Origin of the sequence: Flavobacterium sp., from assembly GCF_031423415.1 — a bacterium.
GTDB lineage: Bacteria > Bacteroidota > Bacteroidia > Flavobacteriales > Flavobacteriaceae > Flavobacterium.
In genome coordinates, this window is record NZ_JANPFL010000137.1 from 1 (window position 1) to 13,212 (window position 13,212).

Sequence of the window (13,212 nt, forward strand, 5' to 3'; positions counted from 1 at the left end):
TAAAAGAAATCAACTGTCCGAAAACAGATTTTGTCGAAAAATAGCTATTTTTGTCCATCGTAATTTATGTTTTGCAATACAAAAATACGATTCTTTGAAAGAAGCCATTAATTTGGCTTCTTTTTTATCGGACAATAATGGTTTAAAACTATAAAAAATAAATGATTATGAAAGACTTATAATCTTAATAACATTTCAACTGATAATAAACTTCTATTCACAAACTAATTCTAAAATTATAAGATTAAGTAACGCAAAGAGTTTACAGGTAAGTGCAGGATACGCATCATTTATTATATTGTTTACTTTGAGAATCTAATTCAATTTTTATATTTAGCAATAGTTTTAATCCATATTGCCTAATCACAATGAAGCACCTGCTACTAATCCTAATTACATCTCTAATTACCAGCTCTTTTACTGCGAAGCGGGTGACTTGGACTGCCTTAGGCGACTCCATTACGTATCTGAACGAACACCCTAAAGAAACTAGAAACCGGATAACAAAAGGGTATATGACCCGGGTTGTTGAAAAATTACCTCAAATCAGCTATATTAATAAGGGATACAATGGCTGGACGGCTAGCCGTGTTGCCGGCGAAATTAATAACCTTGGAATCATGTCTTCTGATGTTTATACAATTTTTTTAGGAACAAATGACTGGTGGAGTGAGGTACCCCTTGGAACATGGAACGATTACGTTGAAAACACAGGAAATGGAACTTTTTATGGCTCTTATAAGATTATAGTCAACAAGTTACATAATCTGAATAAATCTGCAAAAATTGTACTTATTACTCCAATGCAGCGCGGCGATTTTATTTACATCGCTGATAAGAAAAATAATGCCTGGGGATCGTATAAATTAAAAAACGGTCAGTCACTGGCAGCTTTCGCCGAAGCAATTGGAATCATTGGAAAACACGAGAAAATGCGGGTAGTTGATTTATACAACCACAGCGGTATTACCCTTGATAATGTAGTGAAATTTAAACGGGTAAAAGATGAATCCACAGCTCAGTATGTAAATCTTACTTATCCGGAATACATCGAAAAACCCTTTAATCCTTACACGGATGAATATCCGTATCCGCCGGAAGCAGTTGAAATGACCTATGATGGATTACATCCTTCAGATCAGGGATATGAAATTATTGCGGGAATGTTGGTACAGGTTTTTAAAAAAATAAAATTGAATTAGTCGCACATAAAGTTAACCCATTATTAAAAAACGATAAAATGAATAAAATTATTTTCCTTTTCACCATAGCTGCAACTCTTGTGCTAGGCAGCTGTTCTAAAAAAATAGTCAAAACATCATTTTCCCCATTGAAGGAAGGGTTTCTAAATCCGCCTGATTCTGCCAAACCCGGAGTTTACTGGTATTTTATGGATGGAAACATTTCGAAAGAAGCCATTACAGCTGACTTGGAATCAATGAAAAAAGTGGGTATCGGCAATGTTTTGTTTCTTGAAGTTAATGTGGGCATTCCACGTGGGAATGTTGAATTTATGAGCGAAGAATGGATGAATCTGTTTACCCATATTGTCCGTGAATCAGAGCGCTTAGGAATTACCATAACCCTAGGAGTTGGTCCCGGCTGGACTGGCAGCGGTGGTCCTTGGGTAACAGGAGAAAAATCGATGAAACATTTGGTTTATAGTTCCGTGCAAGTTTCAGGAAGCGAAAACAAACCTATTATTCTTCCCACACCTGCGCCTCTGAAACCTTTTTTTGGAGAAAAGGCTTTCACACCCGAACTCAAACAAAAACGGCTTGACTACTATGAAGATGTTAGTGTCCTAGCATTTCCAACTCCGGCAGCGGATTTCAAAATAAGTAATCTTACAGAGAAAGCTTTGTATTATAGACGTGCATTTACTTCAGATAAAAATGTAAAACCATTTATTCCATCGCTGGCCAATTATTCTGAGCCAAATATTCTTGCAACTATTTCACTTGATAAAATTATTGATGTAACACAGTATTTGAAACCTGACGGTACATTGGATTGGAAAGCGCCTGTGGGAAATTGGACCATTATGCGTTTTGGCAGCAGAAACAACGGATCTCTAACCCGTCCAGCTCCGTTGCCAGGAGTGGGTTTTGAAGCCGACAAAATGGATACCATCGCCATTGATGAGCACATGTCAAATTTCACTGGCAAGTTGTTTGAAAAAATGGGTATACCCGATAAAAACAAACAAGGCGGATTAAAAATGTTGCATATGGACAGCTGGGAGATGGGAGCCCAAAACTGGACTTTGAAGCTTCGGGAAGAGTTTAAAAAACGTAGAGGCTACGACCCGCTTCCTTTTTACCCGGTTTATTCGGGTCTAGTAGTTGAAAGTCTTGAAAAAAGCGAACGGTTTTTATGGGATTTGCGACTGACTTCGCAGGAACTAGTTGTTGAAAACCACGCAATGCATCTAAAAAAGTACGCAAAAAAATACAATCTTGGCTTTTCCATTGAGCCCTACGATTTGAATCCTACCGCCGATATGGAACTAGGCGCCGTGGCTGATGTGCCAATGTGCGAATTCTGGAGCAAAGGTTATGGATTCAATTCTTCGTTTAGTGTTATTCAAGCAGCATCCATTGCTCACATTGATGGAAAAAAAGTGGTTGCTGCTGAGGCGTTTACAGCTGAACGTGATGCCTGGAAACAATATCCAGGTTCAATGAAAGAACAAGGCGACTGGGCATTTGCTGGCGGGGTTAATAAGTTTGTTTACCATACCTATCAGCATCAGGTTTTGTCTGATAATCTCAAGCCCGGAATGACTATGGGACCTTATGGCGTGCATCACGACCGCAGCCAAACTTGGTGGCCTATGGTCGACGCTTACCATCAATATATTTCTCGTTGCCAATACATTTTGCAACAAGGACAAACAGTAGCTGACATTCTATATCTTACTCCTGAGGGAGCACCTCAGGTATTCATTGCACCGGGTTCGTCCTTAAATAAAGGAGTTACACCTGACAAATCGGTGGTTTTAACTAACGGAAAAGAAGTACTACCAAGTAAAACAAAAGACGACGTTCTTCCCGACCGTAAAGGCTATAACTTTGATGGCTGCGCGCCCTCTCAATTATTGAAAGCTTCAGTCGTTGATGGCAAAATAGTATTCCCGTCAGGAGCATCTTATTACATTCTCGTTTTGCCAAAAACGGAAACTATGACACCAGCTTTACTCACTAAGATTGAATCATTGGTAAAAGATGGTGCTGTTATCATTGGAAATCCATTTCAAAAATCACCCAGTTTAGTGAATTATCCAGAATGTGACAAACAAGTTGCCGCAATCTCATCGTCAATTTGGGGAGAAACAGTTGCTCCTTCGCAAATTTCAAAACGATTAGTAGGAAAAGGGAAGGTTTATTGGGGAGGTGATTTCTCCAACATAAAAATGCCTGAATTGTACCCAAATTATGATGCCACGGCTTCAATACTCCGTGAAATTGGTGTTGCTGAAGATTTTCCATCAAATGGAGCTTTACGTTATACGCACCAATTGATTCCATCCAGAGATATTTATTTTGTTTCAAATAAAACCAGCGACACTTTAACTACAAACTGTTCATTCAGGGTAAATAAAGGAACACCCGAATTGTGGAATCCAATGACTGGAGAAACAAGAGCACTACCTGATTTTGAAATTAAAAAAGGTCAAATTGAAATACCACTGCAATTTGAACCGTTCGAAAGTTATTTTATAGTTTTCAATCACGATAAAAATGCCACAAAATCCAATGTAGCTGAGTTTAAAAATTTCTCTCAACCAAAGGTTTTATCTGAAATCAACAGTCCTTGGAATGTAGCTTTCGACCCAAAATGGGGTGGCCCTGAGAATGTTCTTTTCGACAAACTTATGGACTGGACTTTAAGACCTGAGGAAGGTATAAAATATTATTCAGGAATTGCAAAATATCAAAGTACATTCACGCTGCCTGAAAACAGTATTGCTGATAAAAACACTGATTTATTTATAGATTTGGGAGAAGTGAACAATATGGCGCGCATTTTTGTAAATGGAAAAGATATGGGTGTTGTATGGACTGCGCCCTTCCGAATAAAAATCACCGATGCTATTGTCGCAGGCGAAAACAAGATTGATATTGAAGTAGCAAACCTTTGGCCCAACCGTTTGATTGGTGATGAAAAGTTACCAGACGATGGGATTAAAGACAAACAATGGCCAGATTGGCTAATAAACGGAAAACCAAGAACATCAGGGCGGTACACATTTACAACATTCAAACATTATAAGGCCGATTCTCCTTTGTTGAAATCAGGATTGATAGGGCCAGTGAAAATAATTACTGTAAAAAAAACAAAATAACTTTGAAGAAAATTCATTTTTTATCTATTCTGCTTATTACCCAATGGTTTCAGGCACAAAATCTCAGCAATATTGATAATCAGACTGCAACCACAAACAAAGCGAGCAGGTTGTACCTGGAACTCGTGAAGACCGAGCCGGTTCCGGTCATTGGCTCTCAGCATCAAGATGTAAAGGATATACCCGCCGGATTTGAGGCAGGCACCACCGTGAAGGTAAAAATAAAAGGAAAATCCTCCTACCACATGGTCACAACGACTATGGAAACTTTCGGTCCCACACGATGGGCGGATATGCGAACCGAACACTGGATATCAGAAGACGGCAATCAATGGAGACGGCACAAAATACTGTTCCGTCCAGGCATCAATGCAGTGACGGGAATGTGGGAGTTGACAGGAAGTCCTTTCTTCTTTTTCGATGAAAAGGCAAATCGCTGGTTTGTTTATTTCAATTTCATGTCCTATGACCGCAGACGCTCTTGGGATACTCCTACGCTGCTTCGCAGGGCAGGGGCAAAAACGAAAGGACTGGCGGGAATTAATGGTGAGTTCAACTACCCCGGCGAGATTGTTGCACCCAGCGGCATCGCCCATCCCACCGATGCCGCGGCATCTAGTATCAGTCCGCCTTTCCAAGCAGCAGACGGCAAATGGTATGCGTTCCTGGGCGGTGGTCCCAAGCGTTTTAATGCTACATCGGGAAAATGGTGGGTATTAATCGTAAAAGCAAAAGGTCCGGAAGGTCCGTTTATTTACATGCCGGAGCACGCCCCTGAGCCGTTCATGGAACCGACTGGTTTTGTGGAAAACCCCTTAATCACTTGCATTAAAGGGCCTGTCACTGGCAAGGAATACTGGGCGGTCATCTTCGATTTCCTGCAGCCTGAAGTAACGACTAAAAAAAACTCCCAGCTTGGCTTCAGTTGTTCCACAGACGGTTTAACCTGGCCTGTAAAAAACGCTCAGCTAATTGACATGGACAAAGGGCTGCCGGCAGAAACTGACCCGTGGTGGCGTATAATCAGGGTTCCTCATCAACTTATCGACGAGGGAAATGGTCTCTATTCCTGCTTTTTCTCTGCTTACGACAAACAAGGTGAATTTCAAAGCATTGGCAAGGCAATTTTCAGGGTGAAAGAAATTGTTGAATAATCTAGATAAAAATTAAGAACGGTACACTTTTATAACATACAAACATTACAATGTCGATTTAACCTTATTAAAATCAGGTTTAATAGACCCAATTAATATCATAAATTTAAAAAAAAACTAAATGATGATGAAAAAATTCCTAATTTTATTCGCTGTTCTTATTACTTATTGGTCTAATGCTCAAATTGCTGATTCGGCTTCCTATTTAAGTGATTTGAAATCACAAATGCAAATAAAATGGCCAAAAAACAAAACTATTAATATTTTGTTTCACGGACATAGTGTTCCTTCAGGTTACTTTAAAACACCAATTGTAAATACACTACAAGCTTATCCTAACCTGACGCTAAAAAAACTGAAGGAAATCTATCCGTTCGCAGTTATCAACATAATCGTTACTGCAATTGGTGGAGAAAATTCAGTTAAGGGAGCGAAACGTTTTGAACGGGATGTATTGATTCATAAACCTGATATAATAATGATTGATTATGGTTTAAATGACCGTGGCGTTGGATTACAAAAAGCATATTCCGCATGGAATGCTATGATCAAACAGGCAAAAGAACAAGGCATAAAAGTCATTTTGTTGACACCTTCGCCAGACCAAACTGTTAATTTTGCTAATCCTGAAAATGAGTTGAAAAGGCACGCCAATCAGATTTGTAAGATTGCCATTGAAAATCAAATCGGATTGGTGGACAGTTACAAAGCTTTCGAATTTCTATATCCCGACAAATTACAACTCGAAAAATATATGTCTCAAGTGAATCATCCAAATGAGCTGGGACACGAATTGATTGCTAACGAATTAATAAAATGGTTTAAATAATTGCATAATATGACTAAAGTAGGATTATTTGGAATTGGGCTCGATACGTATTGGCCACAATTCGAGGGATTGCTAGACAATCTGAACAAGTATCAAGAACAGATTAAAAATCGCATTGCGGGATATGGTGTTGAGGTTGCCAATGCTGGAATGGTTGACAGCCCGACGAAAGCGCGCGAAGCAGCGGATTACCTTAAATCGCAGGATGTAGAAATTGTATTTCTTTATGTTTCCACCTATGCGCTGTCGTCAACTGTTTTACCTGTTGCACAAAAGTTGAAAGTCCCGGTGGTGATCCTGAACCTTCAACCAGTTGCACAACTTGATTATGAAGCATTCAACAATTTGGGCGACCGGGGCAAAATGACGGGTGTCTGGCTCGAACATTGCCAATCCTGCTCGGTACCAGAAATAGCAAACGTTTTTAACCGTTCGGGCATTCAATACGATTTTGTGACTGGACATCTTCAAGATGATGATGCCTGGGCAGAAATAAAAGATTGGGTAGATGCGGCCCGAGTTGCTGCTGCTATGCGCAACAATCGACTGGGTGTTTTGGGGCATTATTATGGTGGAATGCTCGATGTTTACACCGATATTACAAAGCAATCAGCGGTATTTGGAACACATATCGAGCTTCTCGAAATGTGTGAGCTTAAAAAATACCGAGATGAGGTTACCGATGCAGAAGTTCAGGCTAAGATCCAAGAATTTAATACTGCTTTTGATGTTGCTTCTGAATGCGAAATCTATGAAATTGAGCGTGCTGCACGTACTTCAGTGGCCTTGGATATGCTAATTAATAAACGCAATCTGGGTTCGCTGGCATATTACTATGAAGGCGAATCAGGCAATGACTACGAAAACATAGTGACTTCAGTAATTGCCGGAAACACTTTGCTTACAGGCAAAAACATTCCAATTGCAGGCGAGTGCGAAGTAAAAAATGCTCAGGCTATGAAAATTATGGCTGAATTTGGTGCTGGGGGCTCTTTCTCGGAATTTTACCTGATGGATTTCAAGGATGACATTGTAATGCTTGGTCACGACGGTCCTGCACATTCATTGATTGCAGAAGGTCGAGTGAAACTTGTTCCGTTATCAGTTTATCACGGTAAGCCCGGCAAAGGACTATCAATTCAGATGAGTGTAAAGCACGGACCAGTTACGTTATTGTCTGTAGTGGAACGAAATGACAAGATATTTTTATTAGTTGCCGAAGGAGACTCGGTAACTGGACCAGTACTTGAAATTGGCAATACTAATAGTCGCTACCGTTTTTCAGTAGGAGCCAAAAAATTTATGAATGATTGGTCAAAACAAGGGCCAGCGCACCATTGTGCCATTGGTGTTGGACATATTGCGACTAAAATCGAAAAACTTGGTCAAATATTAGGGATTGAGGTGGTGAAAATTTGTTAAAATACACTATATTTTATCACGAAGATACTCTCTTGATTAAAATACTATTCGTGGTAATTGAAAGTTGTACAAACATTTTAAAGGCAAGATATAAAAAAGGTTGTCATTCAAAAGAATAGTCAAACAACATTTTCGAGCTGATTATAAGAGTCAGCATACCAACGAAAAAAAGCAAAACTTAAAGCATTCTCAACATAAGATTTAACGATTCAAACTGACTAGTCAATTGCAAAAACCACAATTAAAATAGTCCTCCGTTATACGTAGTAATAAGTATATTGGGTTATAGCTTTTTAACGAAAATACTTAAAGAGAATTTCTGTCAATAAAATTAAAAGGTACTTTATATTTCCCCTTTTCTTTATTTAAAATCATACGCGCTGCGGTTTCCCCCATTATCTTAAAATCTGTCGACATTACTGTAATCCCCAGTAATTCTTTTAAAGGTGTTTCGTTATATGAAATAATACCAATATCCTTACCTAAAATAAATTCTTGATCCCTAATTTGTTTTACTAAACTAACTAAATCTGATTCTTCAATCGTGATAAATAAATCTCCTCTTTTAAGAATAATATCAATATATGTTTCACTAATAATTTCGAAATTTATCGATTTTTCAACGCAAAATTTTCTAAACCCATACATTATTCTTCTAGGGACAGGGTATACCGATTTATCCTTGTAAATTAGTATCAATTTTTGGTACTTTACAATCTTGCTATACCCCTCTAATAATGCATTATAAATATCATTTTCAAAATCTTGATAAATCTCAACAATTTTACCTTCTAAATTAAGCTTAATATTATCTAAAATAATAAGTTTTTCTTCTGGTATTTTTTTAATAGTATCAATAACTGAATCAGTATAACTAATATGTTTCAAATCCTCAGTTTTAAAATGCGTCATAATAACAAAATAATCGTATGCCGATTTATGCTTTTCCATCAAATATAAAAAAGTAGTTTCGTCACAATAATAATTATAAAGATCGGTATTAACATTTATTCCTATAGCATCAATAAAGGCATTATAAATTAGCAATTTATAGGAGCTGAATTTATTAACTAGAAAAAAAATATTTATTTTAGAGGGTAATTTTGTTTGAGCTATATAAAAGCCTTTTCCCTTTGTTGAGATAATTATTTCTCGCTCTTTCAAAATACTATAAGCCTTTTCAACAGTATCTCTAGAGAGATAAAACTCCTCACTAAACATATTTATTGATGGGATTTTTTGATCTGTTTTAAAATTTCCTGCTGTAATATTAAAAATAATTGAATCTACAATCTGTTGATATTTAGGTACTCGTGAGTTTTCATCAATTTTAATAAATTTAAAAATATTCATTGTATTTAGTAGTTTAGGCGTTAAATTGATAAAACCATTTTACAATTATCGTACTTGTTGCCAAAGTAAATATAATTTATTAAAAAAAATATTTTAAAATTAATATTTAGGATTTATATCCCAAAATTTTCAAAATGTTCTAACTAGGAGAAACAAAAACGCTTTCTAGAGTTGTCCAAACTTTTAATCATAAAAAGAGTTCCCTTGATATAGAAGCATTACATTTGGATAAAACTACACATAGTGCAGTCGTACAAATAGGCTCTGCCATCAGCAGAGTGTGCGATTTAATGAAGTAAGAAGGATTAACACCACCTGAATTTAATACCGATGGACTGTTCACAGTAATTTCCAGAAATCCCTTTTATTTCGAAATGTGGCGGAATAAGTGGGTAAATAATTTATCCGAAAAACAAATTATAATTTTAAAAGCCTTGCATAAAAATTTAGGAGTAAAAAAATCTACTTTACAGCAATTGACTGATTTTACTAGCAGTGCCATCGATAATAATTTAGAAGTACTTAAAAAAGAAGGATTAGTAGAGCGTGAACGTACAAAAGGTCGTGTTTAGATTTTATATCACATTAATCCAAAAGTGGGTGAATAAATATATATATTTTTATCCATTATCTCATTCAACTGCACATAAACCGTCTCTATTCTATGAATTCCTATAGCCACTTTTTGTTTGCTTCATTTCACTAATTCCCTTTTTTATAATGAGAACATTCTTGTCGTGCTATAGTGACAAGGACGTTTTACACTTCGATTGGTATTGCAGACCAACGCTCGAAAAAAATTGCTGTCACGGTTTTTGCACAAAAACACGTACACTGCGCAACTCGCGCCAGTAATTTTTTCCCCAAAGCTGTTTTAAATAAGTAAGCAGTATAATTTCTTTAAACATTTGTACATTCAACTCCTAAAAAAACGATCCACTATCGCTTAAAAACTAGGATGGGAATAGTAACTGAGAAATGAAATGAGAAGTATTTGCATTGATTTTATAAAAATTAGTTACCGCCAGATTACAAAATAAATTTTGCTAAAAATAAACCAGAAAAACAAAATCTGTCACTAGATTTTTAATAAAGTGATCAAAAAAAATTAGAGCTTTTTTCTCTGCAGAAGCCTTAAATCCGCCTCAAAAAAGTTCGATATTGCTCCTCTCTGCTCCACTGTAGTACCAATAACCTTTAAAGAAATTTAGAGGTTATTTTTTTATTCAAAAGTTCCAAATCTGACTTGAAAAAGTTCGATATTGCTCCTCTCTGTTCCACAATTCTATTCTAAAATAGAACTAAACACCCGTAAATCGTAGGATTTATGGGCGTTTTTGTTTTCAACACTTGCAAAAAAAAACGACTAAATCAGATTCGTGAAGGTGTAAATTTTAATCTTAGCCATACGGAATAAAATTCCTGATAACGATAGGGTTTTTCAACAAACTTGAAAAAGATAATAGTAGAAACCTTTAAAAGCTACAAAAAAATTAAAATTAAGTATATGAATTAAGTATTAATACGTATGTTTGCGTAATAATACTTAATTTATATAGTATGATAAAAGTTATAGTAGTTGGAAACGGTATGGTAGGTTATAAGTTTTGCGAAAAATTTATATCAAAATCAGGTCAAGAAAAATACCAAATCACAGTTTTTGGGGAAGAGCCAAGACGCGCTTATGATAGAGTTCACTTGAGCGAATACTTTGGAGGTAAGTCCGCTGATGACTTGTCTATGAGTACATTATCTTGGTATCAAGAAAATAATATTGTACTCAATATTTCGGAATTGGTTGTCGGATTAGACAAAGAAAATAAAACCATTACTACACATCTTGGTACTATACTTAATTATGACTACTTAGTTTTAGCCACAGGTTCTTCGGCTTTTGTGCCACCCATAAAAGGGTCGGAAAAAGAAGGTGTTTTTGTCTACAGAACCATCGAGGATCTAGACGCAATGATGTCTTATGCTAAAAAAATCAAACAAAATGGAGCTACTGATGCCGCTGTTTTAGGTGGCGGCTTGTTAGGTCTTGAGGCAGCAAATGCTGTTTTAGGAATGGGATTGAATCCTCACGTGGTCGAATTTGCTCCACGATTAATGCCTAGACAGTTGGATAAAGGAGCTAGTGATATGCTTCAATCTAAAATCGAAGAGCTTAATATCGGGATTCATCTCAATAAAGCGACGCAATATATAGAAGGCGAACACAGCATTAAAGGAATGATGTTTGCCAATGATGAATTATTAAAAGTCGATATGCTAGTAATCTCGGCTGGGATAAAACCGCGTGACGAATTAGGCAGAATTGCTGGCCTTGCGGTAGGAGAACGTGGCGGAATTGTGGTGAATAACAAAATGCAAACCTCTGATCAGGCCATATATGCTATTGGTGAAGTAGCGTTGTACAACCAAATGATTTATGGACTTGTAGCTCCTGGTTACGAAATGGCCGATGTGGCAGCGGAGCAAATTTTAGGTAACGAAAAAACGATGAGAGAAACCATCGATATGTCTACTCAATTGAAATTAATCGGTGTCGAGGTCGCGAGTTTTGGAGATCCTTTCATAGAAAACAACGAAGTTGTTGCTATTGTTTATGAAAATAAATTTAGTGGCATTTACAAAAGAATCAATGTTACCAAAGATGGAAAAAAACTTTTAGGCGGCATTTTGGTTGGCGATTCCTCAGATTATAATGGCTTGTTCCAAATTTATAGTAATGCTATGGCGTTGCCACCCAATCCCGAAGATTTAATATTAGGCTCTCGAGGTGGCGACAGTTCGACTATGGGAAGCGCATTGGATTTGCCAGATACTGCCGTAATTTGTTCTTGCGAAAATGTTACCAAAGGTTCTATTTGCTGCTCTATTACCGATGGAACTTGCGAAACTTTGTCGGATATAGTAAAACTTACCAAAGCTACTTCAGGCTGTGGCGGTTGTAAACCAATGGTCGTCGATCTAGTAAAAGCCACTCAAAAATCACTAGGGAAAGAAGTAAAAGATGTAGTATGTGAGCATTTTGGGTATTCTCGTCAAGAATTATATGATATTATAAAAATCAACAAATTTACCAATCACAATGAGGTTTTAGGGACTATTGGAAAAGGCGATGGCTGCGAGGTTTGTAAGCCTGTGCTTTCCTCTATTTTCTCTAGTATTTACAACGATACTGCTAATAAACACGTGACTGCTCAGGATTCAAATGATAGATTTTTGGCCAATATTCAACGTAATGGAACTTACTCTGTTGTACCAAGAATGGCTGGTGGAGAAGTTACTGCCGAAAAATTAATCGCCATTGGTGAAGTGGCCAAAGAGTACAATTTATACACTAAAATTACTGGTGCGCAACGTGTCGATTTGTTTGGAGCAGAATTAAATGATTTGCCCGCCATTTGGAAAAAATTAATCGACAATGGCTTCGAAAGTGGTCACGCTTACGGGAAATCATTACGAGCCGTAAAAAGTTGTGTAGGTAATGCTTGGTGTCGCTACGGAATGGACGATAGTACTTCATTGGCTATCGAATTAGAAAATCGCTACAGAGGCATTCGTTCTCCGCATAAATTAAAAGGTGGCGTTTCTGCCTGTATCAGAGAATGTGCCGAGGCGAGAGGAAAAGATTTTGGAGTAATTGCCGTTGAAGGTGGATGGAATCTTTACATCTGCGGAAATGGTGGTGCCAATCCGAAACACGCTGTTCTTTTGGCAGAACAAATAAGTAAAGAAACGGTCATTAAATATATGGATCGCTTCCTAATGTATTACATCCAAACTGCTGGCCCGTTAATAAGAACTTCGACTTGGTTAGAAAAACTAGAAGGTGGAATCGAATACTTAAAAAATGTTGTTATCAACGATAGCCTTGGAATCAACGGAACTCTTGAAGCAGAAATGCAAAAATTGGTAGATACTTTTGAATGTGAGTGGAAACAAGCCATTGAAGACCCTGAAATGATGAAACGTTTCAGCCATTTTACCAATTCAGAGGAACGCGATGATACTTTAGAATACATTCCTCTCAGAGGTCAAAAAATGCCTTCAGCCTGGTAATATCAACTATTGAAAAATTCTTCCATCAACTTCAATAA

At 37.1% G+C, this 13,212-nt stretch carries 8 protein-coding genes; 7 read left to right on the plus strand and 1 reads right to left on the minus strand.

What is annotated here, in order from left to right; genetic code table 11:
• Window positions 1-368: 368 nt before the first annotated feature.
• The 5 genes from RMO83_RS12325 to RMO83_RS12345 all read left to right on the plus strand — a co-directional run bounded on the left by RMO83_RS12325 (window position 369) and on the right by RMO83_RS12345 (window position 7,753).
• Window positions 369-1,202 carry an SGNH/GDSL hydrolase family protein gene (locus RMO83_RS12325; protein ID WP_310559998.1) on the plus strand — a complete coding sequence of 278 codons (834 nt, stop codon included), beginning with the start codon at window positions 369-371 and terminating at the stop codon, window positions 1,200-1,202.
• A 38-nt stretch (window positions 1,203-1,240) separates the two neighbouring features.
• Window positions 1,241-4,348 carry a glycosyl hydrolase gene (locus RMO83_RS12330; RefSeq protein ID WP_310559999.1) on the plus strand — a complete coding sequence of 1,036 codons (3,108 nt, stop codon included), beginning with the start codon at window positions 1,241-1,243 and terminating at the stop codon, window positions 4,346-4,348.
• Window positions 4,349-4,350: 2 nt separating this feature from the next.
• A complete protein-coding gene (locus RMO83_RS12335) occupies window positions 4,351-5,502 on the plus strand; it encodes a hypothetical protein (protein ID WP_310560000.1) in 1,152 nt (383 codons plus the stop codon).
• 127 nt (window positions 5,503-5,629) lie between these two features.
• Window positions 5,630-6,331: an SGNH/GDSL hydrolase family protein gene (locus RMO83_RS12340; RefSeq protein ID WP_310560001.1), complete on the plus strand. Its 702-nt coding sequence runs from the start codon at window positions 5,630-5,632 to the stop codon at window positions 6,329-6,331.
• Window positions 6,332-6,340: 9 nt separating this feature from the next.
• Window positions 6,341-7,753: an L-fucose/L-arabinose isomerase family protein gene (locus RMO83_RS12345; protein WP_310560002.1), complete on the plus strand. Its 1,413-nt coding sequence runs from the start codon at window positions 6,341-6,343 to the stop codon at window positions 7,751-7,753.
• Window positions 7,754-8,059: 306 nt separating this feature from the next.
• Here the strand turns inward: RMO83_RS12345 and RMO83_RS12350 are convergent, their stop codons facing one another.
• Window positions 8,060-9,106, minus strand: coding sequence for a GntR family transcriptional regulator (locus RMO83_RS12350; RefSeq protein WP_310560003.1), 1,047 nt, complete (start codon window positions 9,104-9,106; stop codon window positions 8,060-8,062).
• Between the two features lie 374 nt (window positions 9,107-9,480).
• Between RMO83_RS12350 and RMO83_RS12355 the strand changes: the two genes are divergently transcribed.
• Both RMO83_RS12355 and nirB read left to right on the plus strand, forming a co-directional pair.
• Window positions 9,481-9,678, plus strand: a complete 198-nt coding sequence (locus RMO83_RS12355; RefSeq protein WP_310560004.1) for a helix-turn-helix domain-containing protein — start codon at window positions 9,481-9,483, stop codon at window positions 9,676-9,678.
• 988 nt (window positions 9,679-10,666) lie between these two features.
• Complete coding sequence (gene nirB, locus RMO83_RS12360; protein WP_310560005.1) at window positions 10,667-13,174, plus strand: nitrite reductase large subunit NirB; 2,508 nt, start codon at window positions 10,667-10,669, stop codon at window positions 13,172-13,174.
• Window positions 13,175-13,212: the final 38 nt, after the last annotated feature.